The sequence below is a fragment of the Brucella pseudogrignonensis genome (genome assembly GCF_002252525.1).
GTDB classification, from domain to species: Bacteria; Pseudomonadota; Alphaproteobacteria; order Rhizobiales; family Rhizobiaceae; genus Brucella; species Brucella pseudogrignonensis.
In genome coordinates this window covers 81,086-98,015 of record NZ_NNRM01000020.1, presented here as the reverse complement: position 1 = coordinate 98,015, position 16,930 = coordinate 81,086, and the positions used below count along the sequence as shown (strand labels likewise).

Genomic DNA, 16,930 nt, shown 5'->3' with positions numbered 1-16,930 from the left:
GCACGATGCGCAAAATTAAATATTCGGAGCGTCCTTTGTGCGTTCTTTGGCCGAAAGGATAATCTGATGAATACGAACACGCCGCTCTGGATGGATTCTCCGGAGCGATACGGGCTTGTGAGTCGGATTCTACATTGGGCAATGGCCTATATTCTGCTCTGGCAGTTTGTGATGATCCTTTCGTGGAAAATGGTTGGCCCTTCACCGGTGCTTGATGCGATCAGGGTTTTCGGTCCGGCACATGGAACGGTCGGGTTTCTGACGATTGTGCTGGTTGTCGTGCGTGGCATCTGGGCATTCACCAATCGCAATCAGCGCCCGCCGCATCAAGCAGGACTGATGGGCAAACTGGCGCGCATTGCACATAATGCTTTCTATGTGCTGCTGTTCGCCATTCCGGCTCTGGCACTGTTTCGCGCCTATGGCAGCGGTAAGGGACGCGAGCAATGGGGCATCAATATTGTCCCTGCAACGGGCGAGAAAGTGGAATGGATGATGGCACCCGCAAATGCGCTGCACAGCCTGCTTTCATGGGTTCTGTGCGTGTTGATTGTCGCCCACATACTGGCCGCACTGTTTCATCGACTGGTTCTTAAAGACGGCATTCTCTCACGCATGGCTGGCCCGATGCGCTCCAATTTCTCACTTTAACGCGCATCTTTTCCGAAAACCGTTTCACACTTTTCGGGATGCGCTCTGAATCAGAGTTTTGCCGCAAGGAAGTCGATAAAGGCACGGATACGCGCGGCGAGGTGAGGGTGGCCGGGGAAAACCGCATGGATTTTCTCAGGCTCCGCAGGCGACCATGCGGCCATCACTTCCACCAGTCGCCCGCTTGCCAGATCATCGGCAACAGTATGCTCGCCGGTCTTCATCAGCCCACCGCCTTCAAGGCAGATGCGTCTTAAGATCGTGCCGTCGCTGCCAAGAAAATTGCCGGAAACCACCTGTCGAATGCTATGGCCCGTATCCGGGTCGGCAAACTCCCATTCGCTCGGCTGGAAATTATAACGCAGACAATTATGCGTTTTAAGGTCTTCCGGTCTCTGTGGCGTGCCGTGCCTTTCCAGATAAAGCGGAGAGGCAACCACCAGCCGCCGCATCAGAGTGATTGGGCGGGCTTTCAAAGCCGAATCCTTCAAGACGCCGGAGCGGATCGCAAGATCGGTTCTCTCCTGCCAGAGATCGATAATGCTGTCGTTTAAGGTAATATCCAGCTCGACCTCCGGATATAGTTTCAGAAATTCAGGCACCAGCGGCATGATGACCGTTGCACCAAAGCCGACCGTCGAACTGACACGCAAAGGGCCGCGTACTGCTGCCTTTGCGCCATCGGTGATGCGCGCCTCCATTTCCGTCAGCCGGTCGAGCAGGCTGCGCGCTTCCGCCAGATAGATTTCACCTTCCGGTGTCGGCGTCAGACTGCGGGTGGACCGCACCAGCAGACGCACCTGCAAGCGATCTTCCAGCCTCGAGACAAGACGGCTGATCGCTGACGGTGTCATGTTGAGCTGACGGGCGGCAGCGGAAAAACTGCCTGTTGCCACTGCGCGCGCAAAGACTTCCATTTCACCGAAGCGGTTATCCAAAGCATCACCTGTGAATTTTATGAACAGTTATATGCAAGATTATCACTCTTATCATTTGATATCCAGAGAGCGATATGGAGACAAAGTTAAACAACAGGAACTCCTCCCATGCCTGTCGCTCTCATTGCTCTTACGATCGCTGCCTATGCGATCGGGACGACCGAATTTGTGATCGTTGGCTTGCTGCCGACGGTCGCTTCGGATCTAAATATCACTTTGCCGCTCGCCGGATTGATCGTCAGCGTTTATGCGCTTGGCGTCACCTTTGGCGCTCCAATCCTCACGGCCCTGACCGGTCGTCTTGAACGTAAGCCATTGCTGCTCGGCCTGATGGCGCTGTTCATCGCTGGCAACATGGTTGCAGCTTCTGCCCCAAGCTATGAAATCCTCATGGTCGGGCGCGTGCTGTCTGCCTTTGCGCACGGCGTTTTCTTCTCGGTCGGTGCCACCATCGCGGCTGATCTCGTGCCGGAAAACAAACGTGCTTCGGCTATCGCCATGATGTTCATGGGCCTGACAGTTGCAATCGTTACCGGCGTGCCGCTCGGCACATGGATCGGCCAGAACTTTGGCTGGCGTGCAACCTTCTGGGCTGTTTCGGCTATCGGCCTTGTGGCTCTCGTCGGTATTGCAGCACTTCTGCCGCGTGCATTGCCGAAGGCTGAACCAGCATCGCTCATGGATCAGCTGCGTGTTCTGGGCTCCGGTCGCTTGCTGATTGTCTATGGCATGACCGCACTCGGTTATGGCGGTACGTTTGTGGCCTTCACCTATCTCACCCCGATCCTGCAGGATATTACCGGCTTTTCCGCAGATTCCGTCAGCTACATTCTCGTGCTTTATGGCATTGCCATTGCCATCGGCAATATTGTCGGTGGACGCATTTCAAACGCCGATCCGGTGCGCGCCCTGACTGTTCTGTTCGTGTTGCAAGCGATTGTGCTGGTGCTGTTCAGCTTTAGTGCTGTGTCGCCGCTCTTCACGCTGATCACGCTTGCGGCCCTCGGCTTCCTGCAATTCGCAAATGTTCCCGGCCTGCAGCTCTATGTGGTGAAGCTTGCCAAAGAACACCGTCCGGGGGCTGTCGATGTCGCTTCAGCGCTGAATATTGCAGCGTTCAATCTCGGCATTGCGCTTGGCGCCTGGCTCGGAGGCATGGTGGTCGAAAGCCAGCTCGGTCTCATCTCAACCCCTTGGGTTGGTGCAATTCTCGTCGCGGGTGCTCTTGGCCTCACAGTTTTGAGCGGCGTGCTTGATCGCCGCACCGAAACCCGCGTCGCAACCGCTTGAAAATAAAAGGAATGACTATGCATAATGTAACAACAAATGGTGCCACCATCCCGGCTCTCGGCCTTGGCACTTTCCGTATGCCCGGCGAAGATGTGCTGCGCATTGTTCCCTATGCGCTCAAGGCTGGCTTTCGCCATGTCGATACAGCCCAGATCTATGGCAACGAAGCAGAAGTCGGCGAAGCCATTTTCAGCTCCGGCATTCAGCGTGGCGATATCTTCCTCACCACGAAAGTCTGGGTCGATCATTATAAGCACCAAGCTTTTATCAATTCCGTTGATGAAAGCCTTGCCAAGCTGAAGACTGATTATGTCGATCTTCTGCTTCTGCACTGGCCAAATGAAGCCGTGCCGCTTGCCGAGCAGATCGGCGCGCTGAATGAAGTGGCAAAGGCTGGCAAGGTGCGTCACATCGGTGTGTCCAACTTCAACACGGCTCTGATGGCGGAAGCAAAGGCCCTGTCTGATCTGCCGCTGGTGACGAACCAGATTGAGTATCACCCTTATCTGAACCAGCAGGCAGTGATTGAAGCGGCTCACGCTGCAGGCATGTCGATCACCGGCTATTATGCGATGGCTGACGGCAAGGTGTTCGGCGACGCGGTGTTGAAGGACATTGCTGCCGCCCATGGCAAGTCGGTTGCTCAGGTGGTTCTTCGCTGGCTGGTGCAGCAGGATAAGGTGATTGCACTGTCGAAGACCGTCAGCGAAGCGCGGATCAAAGAAAACCTCGCCATCTTCGACTTCGCCTTAAGTGAAGCGGAAATGCAGGCAATCCACGCGCTTGCCAGGACAGATGGGCGCATCGTCAGCCCGGACGGACTGGCACCGAAGTGGGACTGAAAACAGAAAGGACGGCGCAAGCCGTCCTTTTTTTGCGCATGTTTTATCGCTGTATTTTCATGCCGACATAAATGCTGTTGGCGTGGTACTCGCGATAAGAAATCTGGCTGGTTTGAAACTCATGCCTTAGTCGTGCGTCAATGCCGACAAAGCGGTTGATCCAGTATGTCGCGCCAATCTGGGCGCCGACTGTGTAATCCGTGCCAGTGCCGTCCTTGTTGTCGCGGACATTGAGATCAAGCTTGCCGTTCAGGCTAAGATCGGATCTCACCTGGCGTTTCACTTCGATACTTGCGAAGTGCAAAAGCGCGCCGGCGACGCCCGGCGTCGTCGATGTATCGACGGTGGTTTGCGCAAAAAGCTGAACATCAGTGCCGCGCAATGGCGACCAGTTGATGCTCGCAGCCAATGACGGCCCACTAATATCGGAGAGGCGTGCGTCATCGCTGTTAACGCGCATGAAGCCAGCCGAGAACTCGCCGTTGAATTTTTCACCGCGATCAAACATCAGACCGCCGCGCACTGCATATTGCGAGCCGCTACGCTCATAACCGTTGCTGTCCACGCGATCATCGAACATGCGCTTGCCGAGTTCGACTTCGGCAAAGGGCTTGAGTGCCGGTGAAATGCTGAAGCCGCCGCGCAGCGTCACACTGGCATAGGTATTGTCGCGGTCCTTCTGGCTGACCGTACCCCCGGAAGACAATTCCGCATCGCCATAGATTTCATGCTCGACGCGACCCGTCGCACGGCCAAAAAGCAGGCCGGTGTCGCGTTCGATTCCGAGGCTGCCGTTGATGGTATGAACGAGCGGTCGCTTTAAAGCGTCCGTGACGCCGTTCGGGCTTGATGCGCTTTCACGACGCAGCTTATAGCCCGCCCCCGCATTCACGGTTGTCTGGTCGCTCAAATCAAAACGCAGATTGCCCTGAACATCGACGCGAGGTTCTGACACGTCCTGCCCGGAGATTGATTTGCTCATTGTGCCGGAGGCGTCGATTTTCGCCTGATGGCGTCCCCAATCCGATTCTGCATTGAGGCGGAGAGTTGTTTCCGACAGCACGGCGCTGGAGCCGGTCGAGCTGTTGTCACCATTGGTGGTGGCGCGAATGCCTTGTTCGAGTGTTGGACGCAATACAAACGTGCCCGCACGAATGCCGATTGGCGCGAATGGATCGGCTTCCTGTGTTGCACGGCGCCCCTGTTCGGGGAGCGCGGGCAGGTTCTCACGACGCGCGCGACCGGTTTCGTCCTGCTCTTCCGTTGTGACCGCACCGACGGGCATATTGTCGGTGGCAAGGAAGCGAGGTGCTTCTTCTTCGGCAATCGTTGCTGCCTGCGCCGGTTCAATGGGCTGAGGCGGTGCGGGAGGCGTGTAGGAATCGTCTGCAAGATTATCCTGTACAGGCGCATTCGGATTTGCAGGATCAATATCGCGATTGGCGTTCTGTTCTGACGAGGAAATGGGAAGATTACCGTCTTCGTCCAGATCGCCGCGCAGCTGCGTATCCTGCGCAAATGCAATCGAATTGCTGATTGCCAGGGCAACCCCTGCCAGCAACAGGCTTTTCAGCCTGCGGGCAAAAGGCGATGGTCCGCCCGATGGGATATTGGCAAAAAGCATATTGTCTTCAAACCGTTGCAACGTGGTAAGCGAACGGTAAACGGACATGGTTAATTCTTTATTGACGATTGCGTTTTGAGCGTCGTTATTGTGCGTCAACAAATGCTTGGACAAGCAGCAGCGAAGGCGCTAACCGTTGGCGTCATGACAAAGCTCGACACGACACATGAAGCCGCGCCTGCGGAGGATTCGATTGCCTCGGCTCTGCGCACCATCAAGACCGAGAATGCGGGCCTCGTAGCGCTTGAAGATGCGCTGAACAACGGCCTTGCTGCACCCTTTGCGGAAGCAGTCAGGACGATTGTTGCCTCCAAGGGCCGTCTCGTGGTGACTGGCGTGGGCAAGAGCGGGCATATCGGCACCAAGCTTGCAGCAACTTTTGCATCGACTGGTACGTCCGCTTTCTTCGTGCATTCGGCGGAAGCCAATCACGGCGATCTCGGCATGATCGGTACGGATGATGTCATTCTCGCAATTTCGTGGTCGGGCGAAACGGCGGAACTCAAGGGCATCGTCAATTATTCGCAACGCTTCCGCATTCCGCTGATCGCAATTACTGCGGGTGAGGAATCGGCTCTTGGACGTGCGGCGAATGTCGTGTTGTTATTGCCAAAAGCACAGGAAGCCTGTCCACATGGTTTGGCGCCGACTACATCAACGATGATGCAGTTGGCCATTGGCGATGCGCTTGCAATTGCGCTTCTCGAAGCGCGTGGTTTCAGCCCGACAGACTTCAAAACCTTCCATCCGGGCGGTTCGCTCGGTGCAAGTCTCGTCCATGTTCGTGAGATCATGCATAAGGGCGACCGTCTGCCGCTGGTCAATGTGGGTACATTGATGACGGACGCTATGAAGGTGCAGGCGCAAAAGAGTTTTGGCTGTGTGATCGTTGTCGATCAGGACGGTCAATTGGCAGGCTTTATCTCTGATGGTGATATTTCGCGCAATCTGAGCCGCAATCTTTCAGAGCTGACCGTTGATGACATCATGACGCGGAAGCCAAGGACGATTGATAAGAATTTGCTGGCGAGCGCAGCACTCAGCCTCATCAATGAAAAGCATATCGGCGCGCTGATCGTTGTTGAAGACAACCGCCCAATTGGCCTCGTTCACTTCCACGATCTGCTGCGGATTGGGGTGGCTTGAGGTTAGGGGAATAGGGCAGTAAGGCAGTAGGGCAATATGTTTTTGCTGCGGATTTGATCTGGCCTTGCGGCATTAAACTGCAAGCAGGATCACTATCCTTACTGCCTTACTGCCTTACTCTGCCACTTCCATCTCAAGCGTGATCGGGTCAAACGACACGATATGCACCTCAGTACCTGCGGGTAAGTCTGGGCCTTTGATGCGCCATGTTGTATCATTGATACGGATGCGACCGCGACCGTTGACGATAGGTTCCGCAAGGGTGGCGCGCTGGCCGACGAGCTGATCGCCGCGACGATTGAGCAAAGGCTCATCCTGACGGTCGCTGGAGCCAAAAACGCGGCGTCCTGCCAACACGAAAATAACGGCCAGCACCAGAAACAGGACGATCTGCAACTGCCAGCCAAAGCCCACGACCGAACCCAGCAGAAAAGCAAAGACGCCGGTTACGAGGGCCGCAAGGCCGAACCAGATGAAGAAGATGCCGGGCGCCAGGATTTCCAGAATGAGCAGGACGAGTCCTAAAACGAACCATCCCCAGAGCCCAAGTTGTGACAGGAAATTGATGATCATGACGCCCTGCCTGTTTTAGCTGCGAGTGGTAGGAACGCTGCGCGTGCGTGGAGCTGGTGCAGCCGGTGTCGGGTCAACCGGATGGCTGCCATCGCCAAACACTTCCTTGGCAATCGCACCGATACCAGCCAGTGAGCCAATCAGCGAGCTTGCTTCAAGCGGCATCAAAACCACTTTCTGGTTCTTGGCACTGGCGATATTGCCGAGTGCCTCGGTGTATTTCTGCGCAACGAAGTAGTTGAGCGCCTGAACATTACCGTTTGCAACGGCGTCGGAAACCAGCGTCGTTGCCTTGGCTTCAGCTTCTGCAAGGCGTTCGCGTGCTTCAGCTTCGCGCTTGGCAGCTTCCAGCTTGCCTTCCGCTTCGAGGATCTGCGACTGCTTCTGGCCTTCAGCGCGCAAGATCTGCGCATTACGGTCGCCTTCAGCTTCCAGAACCTGCGCACGCTTGTCGCGTTCCGCCTTCATCTGGCGGGCCATCGAGGTGACGATGTCGGCAGGCGGATTGATATCCTTGATTTCAACGCGCGTCATTTTGAGGCCCCATGGATGGGCTGCTTCATCGACAACGCGCAGCAGACGATCATTGATCGCGTCACGGTTTGAAAGCAGTTCGTCGAGATCCATCGAGCCCATGACGGTACGGATATTGGTCATGGTGAGGTTCAGGATTGCATATTGCAGATTGGCAACCTGATAGGCGGCCTGTGCTGCATTGAGCACCTGATAGAAGGCCACGCCATCGACGCCGACAATGGCGTTATCGCGGGTGATGACTTCCTGCGTTGGAACGTCGAGCACCTGTTCCATCATGTTAAGCCGTGCGCCGATACGGTCGAAGAAAGGCACAATGAGATTGAGGCCCGGCATCAGCGTGCGGGTATAGCGGCCAAAGCGCTCCACTGTGTAGTTGTAGCCCTGCGGCACAGTCTTGATGCCAGCAAAAAGCGTTGCAAGCACAAGTGCGGCTAAAATCAGCAGCGTGATGTCAAAACCAGTCATTATTCAAACCCCTCAGATCAAACCCAACCCTGCAATTCGCGACGGACGAGTGTTTCGATAACCTTCATGCCTTCTTCGCTATCGTTGAGGCATGGTATATGGCTGAAATTCTCGCCGCCAGCGTCATGAAACTCTTCTGCCGCTTCGTGGCCAATTTCATCGACCGTTTCCAGACAATCCACCACGAAGCCCGGATTGAGAACGGCAACGGATTTTATGCCCTGCTTTGCCAGTTCTACAAGAGTTTCGTCGGTGTATGGCTGCAACCATTCTTCCGGTCCGAAACGCGACTGGAAAGTCGAGCGGAACTGCTTGTCGTCCATGCCGAGGCGCGCGCGCAAAAGCCGTGAAGTTTCAAGGCATTGTGCGCGATACGGATCGCCTTTGTCAGAATAGCTTTTCGGGATTCCGTGATACGAAGCGAGGATCACTTCCGGCTTGAAATCAAGCGTTGCCAGATGTTTCTCAATCGACTGCGCGAGCGCCTCGATATAGACCGGCTCCACTTCATAGGAAGGGATCGTACGGACCGCTGGCATGAAACGCTTTTTCATCAGCACTTCAAAGAATTTGTCATTTACGGTAGCGGTGGTCGTTGCCGAATATTGCGGATAGAGCGGGAACATCACGATGCGTTCGCAGCCCTGTTTCAGCAGCCGATCCGTCACTTCCTCAATCGAAGGCTGACCATAGCGCATGGCCCAGTCTACGATGACATTCGGATGATCTTTCAGCGCGACCGCAAGCTTCTCACCCTGCGCGCGGGTAAAGGTGCGCAGTGGCGATTCATTTTTCTCGTGGTTCCAGATGCGGTCGTAAAGTGCGCCGGAACGCTTCGGGCGCGTGTTGAGCACAATGCCATAAAGGATCGGATACCAGAAAAGACGCGGCCATTCGATCACGCGGCGATCCGAGAGAAACTCGGCCAGATAACGGCGCATCGGGGCATAGCTTGTGCCGTCCGGCGTGCCGAGATTAACAAGCAAGACACCGACTTTGGGTTGCTTTACAGCATGGCTGGCTGGGGTGGCGATCACTTTATCCGTCTCACTCATATTCCGACTCCTGCTTTGCCGGAAAACTAGAGAAAAAAAGGCAAATTACAATCCTAACAATGACTAAGGCAGTTGAATTGTCTGAAGATTACGGAAGTATCACATAAAAAAACGGCACACGCTAAAAGCGTATGCCGTCTGGAACGGGTAATCAGAAGGTTTTAGCCGCGACGGGTCAGCGAGAAACGCGATCCGGCGGATGAGGTGCAGTTCAGCTGGTTCTGTGCAACGAGGGCGCAGTTTACGCGGGACGACGTGCCACGCACGATCGAACGCATGTCGATTTCGACAAGCTGTGGTGACTGGTAACGATAGTTACCTTCTGCGAGCTTCTCGTTGGTGTCGGTCGAGCGGGTTTCGAAAATGCCGCCATTGAAGGATGAAACGATACCGTTCGGATCAACCCAGGCACCGTCGATACCGGATGGCGCACGATTGACGACAGGGACATTGCCACCACCGCCAGGGCCGGTTGCCACACAACCTGCAAGCGCGAGCGATACGATTGCCGTAGAGCCAATGATGCGGAAGCGTTTCATGTCCATTTTCTCCATAAGAGTGTTTCTCGTGTGATGTATGGAAATTTACACGATTACAAGCCCCTTTGACGACGATAGCCAAAATGTTGCGAAACTGCCGCAATCGAAATTGCCCGGCAAAGGCTGGGCAACCCGGTTCGTTTTAGCGCACCAGAATGTTACGGAATTGCCAAGGGTCTTTGGTGTCGAGGTCTTCTTCGAACAGGACGCCACGGCCTTCCAGCGGGTTCCAGTCGGTATAATAGCCCTTGACCGGTCCCAAATATGGCAGCTGTACTTCAAGGCAGCGGCGATAGTCCATTTCGTCGGTTTCGACGATGCCGCTTTCAGGATTTTCCAAAACCCAGACCATGCCCGCCAGAACTGAAGACGAAACCTGCAAGCCCGTTGCGTTCTGATAAGGCGCGAGTTTGCGGGCTTCTTCGACGCTCAGCTGCGAGCCATACCAATAGGCGTTTTTGTCGTGACCATAGAGCAGGACGCCCAGCTCATCCGAGCCGTCGAGAATTTCGTCTTCTTCCAGCACATGCTGAACCGCCTGCGCACGTCCGCTGCCGCCAAACATTTCGTCAAGCGAGAGAATGGCGACATTGCTCGGATGATAGGCGTAGTTACAGGTCGGGCGATATTCGAGCTTGCCCTTCTTGCTGCGCACAGTGAAGAAGTCGGCAATCGAAATTGCTTCATTGTGGGTTACAAGCAGGCCGTATTGCGCGCCATGGGTCGGGCACCAGGTGCGAATGCGGGTATTGCCGCCGGGCTGTTCAAGAAAGATCGCAGCCTTGTTGCCCTTCTTCTGCTTGCGGGCGTTTTTAGGCTTCCAGTTTTCATGAGTGCCCCAGCCGAGCTCGGCAGGCTGCAAGCCTTCAGCAATGAAGCCTTCCACCGACCATGTGTTCCAGAAGGTGTCGAACGGCTTCGGCTCCTTGGCGCGCTGGGTGTCGCGTTCAGCGATATGAACACCCTTCACGCCGGCTTTCTTCATAAGCTTTGCCCAGCCCTGACGGTCATCGGCTGCTGGTTCTTCAAACTCAAGCTTGAGTTCGCCTGCGAGATCAACGAGCGCTTTTTTCACAAACCACGACACCATGCCGGGATTTGCTCCACAGCAGGAAACAGCGGTCGGGCCACCCGGATTTTTTTTCTTTTCAGCGCGAACGGTCTCGCGCAGCGCATAATTGGTGCGCGAAGCATTGTCTGCTTCAGTGTCAAAATAGAAACCAAGCCATGGCTCGACAACCGTATCAATATAGAGTGCGCCCTGTTCGCGGCTGTAGCGCATCAGATCGAGCGATCCGGTGTCAACCGACAGATTGACGATGAAAGGCTGGCCTTCGCCTTCCTTGATCAGAGGCCCAAGAATCTTCTTGTAATTGTCCTTGGTGATCGCGTCCTTGATGAAGCGGATACCCTTGTCATCCAGGATCTTGCGGTTCTTCTCAGATGGATCAATGACGACCAGACGGGATTTATCGAATTTGAAATGGCGTTCGATCAGTGGCAGGGTACCGCGCCCGATCGAGCCAAAGCCGATCATGATGACAGAGCCGGTAATTTCGCCATAGACTGGCCATTTCGCTTTCGCCATTTTCTTTCTCTCTCCTGCTGTAAAGCTACAGCGTTGCACAGTTCCCTGTTTTAAGAACTGCTAATTTCGCAACGATAGCACAGGTTCATAGAAAGAAAGAAACGTCACAACCCTATGACATGAATACGTGTTTAATGAATTTATATCGTAACCAGCTGAGCACGGATCATTCCACGCAAGGAATTGCCGACAAGAATGTTGCGCGCGCGGCTAAGATCATCCACTGTCACAACGCCTTCCTGAACCACGCTGTTGTTCAGAAGTTCGCGCCGCAGAACACCATCGAGCAGGCCACAGGAAAGGGCAGGGGTGACACAGGTAGTGCCGCCAATATCGAGGAAAATCGATGTGATGGTGCCTTCGCACACTTCGCCACGTTCGTTGAGCAGAATGACTTCATCCACCTCGGCTGACGAATATTCCTCACGGGCCGAAATATAGGCCTGACGCCGCGTGGTCTTGTGGCGCAGCAAGGCATCATCGTGCTTCAGACGCGTTTCAGCCACTGCGATGCGCCAGACAGTCTGTGGCTGAAACGGCTCATAAGGAAAAGCCGCAATCTCGACGAGACCGTCTGGAGCAAGGGTCAGGCGCAGTTTGAGAGGGCTGTCCCCTGCGCTGATCTCGGCGATCTTCTTATGCACCGTTTCCATGTTGTAACGGAAGCCAAGCTCTCTCGCGGAGTTTTCCAGCCGCGCCATATGAAGATCGCAACGCAGGATACCCGAAAGAGGCTCCCAGCGCATGGTCTCGATCAGCTGATAGTCTGGGTCCGCATGGCTGGTCGCTGTCCCGTCGCGAACCGTGCTTTCAGAAGACATTCCTCATACTCCGCTTGCGCTGTGGAATCGAAGACCACACCGCCCCCGACATTGAAGATTGCACGATTTTGCTCAAGAAGCGAGATCGTGCGGATGGCAACATTGAACCGCATACGTCCACCCGGCTCGATCCAGCCAAACGAGCCGCAATAGATATCGCGCGGGCCGGTTTCCAGCCTGCGCAGGATTTCCATCGCGCTGATTTTCGGCGCGCCGGTAATGGAACCGCATGGAAAAAGTGCCGCAAAAATTGCGCGCAGCGGCAGATTGTCTTTAAGCTTTGCACGCACGCGGCTGATCATCTGGTGAACGGTTGGGTAAGTTTCGACCCGGAAAATTTCAGGCACATCGAGCGATCCGACTTCGCTGACCAGCGAAATGTCATTGCGCAGGAGATCAACAATCATGCGGTTTTCCGCCTGATTTTTGGGGTCGTTCATCAAAAACTGGCGGTTCGCCTCATCCTCAAAAGGGGTGGCACCGCGCGGCATGGTGCCCTTCATCGGATGGGTTTCGATAAAGCCTTCGCCATCCACTTCAAAGAAGAGTTCCGGCGAACGCGACAGGATGATCGGGCCACCGAGATCGCAATAGGTCGCATAGCGAACAGGCTGACGCTTTGCGAGCGTGTTGAACAGCACGAGCGGATCGCCGTCCCATTCAGCATGAACCGGAAAGGTCAGATTGCCCTGATAGCAATCGCCTTCGCGCAGATGCTGGTGAAGGCGTGCAAACTTCGGCTGGTAATCTTCAAGCGACCATTGGGCGACCGGTTCACGCAGGTAGGCGATGTTGTCATCGCTGCGCGTGTGCAAGGCTTCGTCTGATGGGCCATCGAAGACACCAAAGCATAAAAGCGGCGCTTTGCGATTTTCCGGCAGAAGCTCTTTCAGTTTGGGTTCAAGAAGATAGCCCGCCTCATAGGAGAGATAGCCTGCAAGCCATTTGCCCGCTTCGTGGGCGCGTTGCATGGCCTCCCATGCTGCTTCGAACGTATCTGGCGTATCGGCACGGATAATCGAAGACGGAGCCGCGAATAAAACATCGCGGCCCGCCTTGTCATCCCGAAAAAGGATTTGCGGCTTATTCAAACCCCTATTCAAACCCTTGTGGGTCACGAATTTGCTCAGTCTTCCATGGCTTCGAGTTCGTCGATGATGCCTTCCACCACCGACAGGCCCTTGCTCCAGAAATCCGGATCAGTTGCATCAAGGCCAAATGGCGCCAACAGTTCCTTGTGGTGCTTGGTGCCACCCGCTTTCAGCATGTCGAAATACTTCTGCTGGAAGCCTTTTTCCGAGTTCTGGTAGACGGCATAAAGCGAGTTTACCAGACAATCGCCGAAAGCATAGGCATAGACGTAGAACGGCGAATGGATGAAGTGCGGAATATAGGTCCAGAAGGTTTCGTAACCCGGATTGAGATTGACCGCATCGCCAAGGCTTTCGCGTTGCACGTCCATCCAGATTTCGCCGATACGCTCTGATGTCAGTTCGCCTTCGCGGCGCTCGGTGTGAACACGACGCTCGAACTGGTAGAAAGCGATCTGGCGCACGACCGTATTGATCATGTCCTCGGCCTTCTGAGCCAGCATGGCCTTGCGTTCGCGCTTGTTGGTGGTGCGTTCAAGCAGCGAGCGGAACGTGAGCATCTCACCAAAAACGGAAGCCGTTTCCGCCAGTGTGAGTGGCGTGGATGCCATCAGCGCACCCTGTTCGCCGGCCAGCACCTGATGCACGCCATGGCCAAGCTCGTGCGCAAGCGTCATCACATCGCGCGGCTTGCCCATATAGTTGAGCAGCACATAAGGATGGGCGGAAGGCACGGTTGGATGCGCAAAAGCGCCCGGCGCCTTGCCCGGACGCACCGGCGCGTCAATCCAGTTCTTGTCAAAGAACTTCTTGGCGATTTCGGCCATTTCAGGCGCGAAGTTGCCATAGGCGGAAAGCACGGTTTCGCGCGCCTCATCCCACGAGATCAGCGCCTGCGGTGTTTCCGGCAGCGGCGCATTGCGATCCCAGTTCTCCAGCTTTTCAAAGCCGAGCCACTTGGCTTTCAACGCATAATAGCGGTGCGAAATACGCGGATAGGCTGCTTCGACGGCACTGCTGAGCGCATCGACAACTTCACGTTCAACGCGATTGGCAAGATGGCGGCTGTCGGCAATGTCCTGAAAACCACGCCAGCGGTCGGAGATTTCCTTGTCCTTGGCCAGCGTATTGGTAATCAGCGTGAAAGTGCGCAGGTTTGCGCCGAAAGTCTTGGCAAGTGCTTCCGATGCCTTTTTGCGCACGGCACCATCTGCGTCCTGCAGCATGTTGAGCGTCTGCTCGATGGCCAATTCTTCGCCATCGATCTCAAAACGCAGGCTCGACATGGTTTCATCAAACAGGCGGTTCCAGGCGCTGTAGCCGGTGATCGACTTTTCGTGGAAAAGCTGTTCCAGTTTGTCGTCAAGCTCATATGGCTTGTCGAGGCGCAAATCTTCCAGCCATGGGCGGTAGTGGCCGATCGCCGGATTGGACGCCATCGCCTTTTCAAGCACGTCGTCATCGATGCGGTTGATTTCGAGGCTGAAGAAAATGAGTGGCGTGTTGGCGTCAGTCAGTTTCTGCTGCACATCACCGAACAATTTCATGCGCTTGGAATCGGTGGTGTCGCCGTAGTAATAAAGGCCCGCGAAGGAAGCGATGCGGCCCATGAGTTCGCTTAGACCCTCATATTCCTTGATCGCATCAGCAAAATTTCCGCCATTGGCCTTTGCCGCTTCTTCACCGAGTTTGCCCTTCCAGCGGGTTTCAAAATCGGCTGCATCCTTTGCCGCCTTTTCGAGATCGGCTTTCAGTTCAGCGCTCTCGGCAGAGGGGTAGAGGTCAGCCAGGTTCCACTCGGGCAGCTTTCCAAGGTCAGCCTTCGCGGCCGCTCCGGTATCACCGGCTGGCATATGAGGCGTGGTGTCGAGCGTGACAGACTTTGAAAAACGGTTCATGGCAAAGGTCATAGCATTCTCCTGTTGCCCTCTTCTCGCATGTCTTTTTCAAGACGCCAAGGGGCAAGGCGCTATCCTGGATCACAGAACTATCCTGAGGATGATGCGTAAATGTGTATGCATGAGGGCTTGCTTTCATAAGGAACGATGCTCCAAATGACGCGCCCGAAATATGACACATACTAGATATTGGGATGTTCCGAGACATATACCACTGGTAGTGAAGCACCCATGAGTACGCGTATTCTTATAGCTGATGATGATCCGATACAACGCCGCAGCCTTGAAACGGCTGTGCTGCGCATGGGGCATAGGACCATTCTTGCAGATGGTGGCACGAATGCATTCGGTTTCATCAGCACCCGCAAGGACATTGCGCTTATACTTCTCGATCTGACCATGCCAGACATGGATGGCTGCGCTGTCCTTACAAAAATGCGTGAAGCGGGCATCAATATTCCCGTTATCGTGTTGGTGCAGAACGACGACCTCGAAAAAGCCATGCAGGCTATCAGACTGGGCGCCGTCGACTTTATGACCAAGCCCGTCGTGTTCGAGCGAATGCAGGTATCGGTTGCCAATGCTTTCAAACTCGATTCGCTGACACAGGAACTCAAGCGCACGCGTTCCTCGCAGAAATCACATATTCTGCTTTCCGATATGGTGACGAAGAGCCCGGAAATGGAGAAAGTGGCCATGCTGGCGCGTCGTGTGACGCCGCTTGATACGCCATTGCTCATCGAAGGTGAGGTCGGTACAGGCAAGGAAACTCTGGCGCGGGCTATCAGCAGTGGTGGAACACGTTGGCAGGGCCCATTTGTCGCCATCGATTGCCGTTCTCTTGCAAAAAGCAATGCCGACCGACTGCTGTTCGGGCATTCAGGAGCAAGACCAATCAATTCCGTTGAGACGCCAATCCAGATTGCGGGTAAAATCGCAGAGGCGCAGAACGGAACTTTGTTCTTTGATGAGATCAGCGCGCTGCCTTATCGCACGCAGCTTCGTCTCTTTGAACTCATGCAAGCCTCGCAATATGTGACCGCTGGTGAAAGTGCCGATCTTTTGGCCAACACACGCGTCATTGCTTCAAACAGTCATTCCTTGGCCGAGCTTGTGCATATGGGCCGGTTTCATCCCGGGCTTTATCATCTCATTTCATCGTTTTCGATTGAGATGCCGTCGTTGCGAAATCGCATTGAGGATATTCCAATCCTCGCGCATCAGTTTCTGATGCATTTTGCCAGCGAAGAACGGCTGGGGCATATTACGGGCATCACACCCTATGCACTTGAGGGGCTGAAGACCTACGATTGGCCCGGCAATGTGCGGGAACTGAAAAATGCAATTTATCATGCCGTACTTCTGTGCGATGAACATGCATTAACGGTTCGACATTTCCGACATATGGGTCTCGATACAGGTATTGTTCGTGGACAGTCTACGGACGGTGGAACGTCGCTTCAGAACAGCGAAATATCAAGTTCGGGCGCGATCAGCGGCACGACACGGGACGGCGAAGTTCGTACGCTTGCTGCGACAGAAGAAGAGATGATCCGCTTCGCAATTGCGCATTACGATGGCCAAATCAGTGAGGTCGCGCGCCGTTTAGGCATCGGTCGGACCACGCTGTACCGAAAATTGAAGGAATATGGCATCGATGTGGCGTCAATAGCTGGCAAGGGTCGCGACGACGCAGATGACCATTTTGATGCCCAATCCGGCCGGTTTGCGAGCCGCTAAAACTCTTTAACTTATTGAAATTTAGTAATTTATGAAGCAGTACCTGTTGGTGTTGCCAGAATGTTAGCATCGCGGAAGATTGTTAATAATTTTTTTACCATGACGAAAATAGATGCGTCTGTGTGTCTTTTT

Annotated in this window: 15 protein-coding genes; 5 read left to right on the top strand and 10 right to left on the bottom strand. The window is 54.7% G+C overall.

The window, feature by feature from the left end:
- The first annotated feature begins 66 nt into the window (after window positions 1–66).
- Complete coding sequence (locus tag CEV34_RS11545) at window positions 67–651, top strand: cytochrome b (RefSeq protein WP_039860241.1); 585 nt, start codon at window positions 67–69, stop codon at window positions 649–651.
- A gap of 50 nt (window positions 652–701) precedes the next feature.
- On the opposite strand, the gene CEV34_RS11540 is transcribed toward CEV34_RS11545, so the two are convergent.
- Window positions 702–1,589 carry a LysR family transcriptional regulator gene (locus CEV34_RS11540; protein ID WP_143853344.1) on the bottom strand — a complete coding sequence of 296 codons (888 nt, stop codon included), beginning with the start codon at window positions 1,587–1,589 and terminating at the stop codon, window positions 702–704.
- A gap of 108 nt (window positions 1,590–1,697) precedes the next feature.
- Here CEV34_RS11540 and CEV34_RS11535 point away from each other — a divergent pair, with 108 nt between their 5' ends.
- Entirely contained in the window at window positions 1,698–2,879 is a 1,182-nt protein-coding gene (locus CEV34_RS11535; protein WP_007877150.1) for an MFS transporter, read from the top strand.
- 17 nt (window positions 2,880–2,896) lie between these two features.
- Window positions 2,897–3,721: an aldo/keto reductase gene (locus tag CEV34_RS11530; protein WP_007877149.1), complete on the top strand. Its 825-nt coding sequence runs from the start codon at window positions 2,897–2,899 to the stop codon at window positions 3,719–3,721.
- A gap of 43 nt (window positions 3,722–3,764) precedes the next feature.
- Here the strand turns inward: CEV34_RS11530 and CEV34_RS11525 are convergent, their stop codons facing one another.
- Complete coding sequence (locus CEV34_RS11525) at window positions 3,765–5,345, bottom strand: outer membrane beta-barrel protein (protein ID WP_039860239.1); 1,581 nt, start codon at window positions 5,343–5,345, stop codon at window positions 3,765–3,767.
- 144 nt (window positions 5,346–5,489) lie between these two features.
- Here CEV34_RS11525 and CEV34_RS11520 point away from each other — a divergent pair, with 144 nt between their 5' ends.
- Window positions 5,490–6,491 (top strand): KpsF/GutQ family sugar-phosphate isomerase, encoded by a 1,002-nt coding sequence (locus tag CEV34_RS11520; protein ID WP_007877147.1) that lies wholly within the window; start codon window positions 5,490–5,492, stop codon window positions 6,489–6,491.
- 114 nt (window positions 6,492–6,605) lie between these two features.
- Here the strand turns inward: CEV34_RS11520 and CEV34_RS11515 are convergent, their stop codons facing one another.
- The 8 genes from CEV34_RS11515 to CEV34_RS11480 form a co-directional block, all read right to left on the bottom strand.
- Window positions 6,606–7,064: an NfeD family protein gene (locus tag CEV34_RS11515; protein ID WP_007877145.1), complete on the bottom strand. Its 459-nt coding sequence runs from the start codon at window positions 7,062–7,064 to the stop codon at window positions 6,606–6,608.
- A 15-nt stretch (window positions 7,065–7,079) separates the two neighbouring features.
- Window positions 7,080–8,066 (bottom strand): SPFH domain-containing protein, encoded by a 987-nt coding sequence (locus CEV34_RS11510; RefSeq protein WP_007877143.1) that lies wholly within the window; start codon window positions 8,064–8,066, stop codon window positions 7,080–7,082.
- A gap of 17 nt (window positions 8,067–8,083) precedes the next feature.
- Window positions 8,084–9,121, bottom strand: a complete 1,038-nt coding sequence (gene hemH, locus CEV34_RS11505) for a ferrochelatase (protein WP_007877142.1) — start codon at window positions 9,119–9,121, stop codon at window positions 8,084–8,086.
- Between the two features lie 161 nt (window positions 9,122–9,282).
- Window positions 9,283–9,660 (bottom strand): outer membrane lipoprotein Omp10, encoded by a 378-nt coding sequence (gene omp10, locus CEV34_RS11500; RefSeq protein ID WP_007877140.1) that lies wholly within the window; start codon window positions 9,658–9,660, stop codon window positions 9,283–9,285.
- 142 nt (window positions 9,661–9,802) lie between these two features.
- Window positions 9,803–11,248 (bottom strand): homospermidine synthase, encoded by a 1,446-nt coding sequence (locus CEV34_RS11495; RefSeq protein WP_094543639.1) that lies wholly within the window; start codon window positions 11,246–11,248, stop codon window positions 9,803–9,805.
- Between the two features lie 140 nt (window positions 11,249–11,388).
- The gene (locus CEV34_RS11490) at window positions 11,389–12,069 is read right to left on the bottom strand and encodes an aminotransferase class IV family protein (protein WP_007877137.1); all 681 of its coding nucleotides are present in this window, start codon (window positions 12,067–12,069) and stop codon (window positions 11,389–11,391) included.
- On the bottom strand, window positions 12,003–13,172 hold the full coding sequence (locus CEV34_RS11485) for an aminodeoxychorismate synthase component I (RefSeq protein WP_039860278.1): 1,170 nt from the start codon (window positions 13,170–13,172) through the stop codon (window positions 12,003–12,005). The genes CEV34_RS11490 and CEV34_RS11485 overlap by 67 nt, the downstream gene beginning before the upstream one ends.
- Window positions 13,173–13,195: 23 nt before the next feature.
- Window positions 13,196–15,070, bottom strand: a complete 1,875-nt coding sequence (locus CEV34_RS11480; RefSeq protein WP_007877131.1) for a M3 family oligoendopeptidase — start codon at window positions 15,068–15,070, stop codon at window positions 13,196–13,198.
- A gap of 219 nt (window positions 15,071–15,289) precedes the next feature.
- Between CEV34_RS11480 and CEV34_RS11475 the strand changes: the two genes are divergently transcribed.
- Window positions 15,290–16,798 carry a sigma-54-dependent transcriptional regulator gene (locus tag CEV34_RS11475; RefSeq protein WP_007877130.1) on the top strand — a complete coding sequence of 503 codons (1,509 nt, stop codon included), beginning with the start codon at window positions 15,290–15,292 and terminating at the stop codon, window positions 16,796–16,798.
- Window positions 16,799–16,930 lie beyond the last annotated feature (132 nt).

Bases quoted from the DNA above. Each gene is read 5' to 3' on its own strand.
- CEV34_RS11545 (WP_039860241.1), top strand. From the start codon at position 67: ATGAATACGAACACGCCGCTCTGGATGGATTCTCCGGAGCGATACGGG.
- CEV34_RS11535 (WP_007877150.1), top strand. From the start codon at position 1,698: ATGCCTGTCGCTCTCATTGCTCTTACGATCGCTGCCTATGCGATCGGG.
- CEV34_RS11530 (WP_007877149.1), top strand. From the start codon at position 2,897: ATGCATAATGTAACAACAAATGGTGCCACCATCCCGGCTCTCGGCCTT.
- CEV34_RS11525 (WP_039860239.1), bottom strand. From the start codon at position 5,345: ATGCTTTTTGCCAATATCCCATCGGGCGGACCATCGCCTTTTGCCCGC.
- CEV34_RS11520 (WP_007877147.1), top strand. From the start codon at position 5,490: ATGACAAAGCTCGACACGACACATGAAGCCGCGCCTGCGGAGGATTCG.
- CEV34_RS11515 (WP_007877145.1), bottom strand. From the start codon at position 7,064: ATGATCATCAATTTCCTGTCACAACTTGGGCTCTGGGGATGGTTCGTT.
- CEV34_RS11510 (WP_007877143.1), bottom strand. From the start codon at position 8,066: ATGACTGGTTTTGACATCACGCTGCTGATTTTAGCCGCACTTGTGCTT.
- hemH (WP_007877142.1), bottom strand. From the start codon at position 9,121: ATGAGTGAGACGGATAAAGTGATCGCCACCCCAGCCAGCCATGCTGTA.
- omp10 (WP_007877140.1), bottom strand. From the start codon at position 9,660: ATGAAACGCTTCCGCATCATTGGCTCTACGGCAATCGTATCGCTCGCG.
- CEV34_RS11495 (WP_094543639.1), bottom strand. From the start codon at position 11,248: ATGGCGAAAGCGAAATGGCCAGTCTATGGCGAAATTACCGGCTCTGTC.
- CEV34_RS11490 (WP_007877137.1), bottom strand. From the start codon at position 12,069: ATGTCTTCTGAAAGCACGGTTCGCGACGGGACAGCGACCAGCCATGCG.
- CEV34_RS11480 (WP_007877131.1), bottom strand. From the start codon at position 15,070: ATGACCTTTGCCATGAACCGTTTTTCAAAGTCTGTCACGCTCGACACC.
- CEV34_RS11475 (WP_007877130.1), top strand. From the start codon at position 15,290: ATGAGTACGCGTATTCTTATAGCTGATGATGATCCGATACAACGCCGC.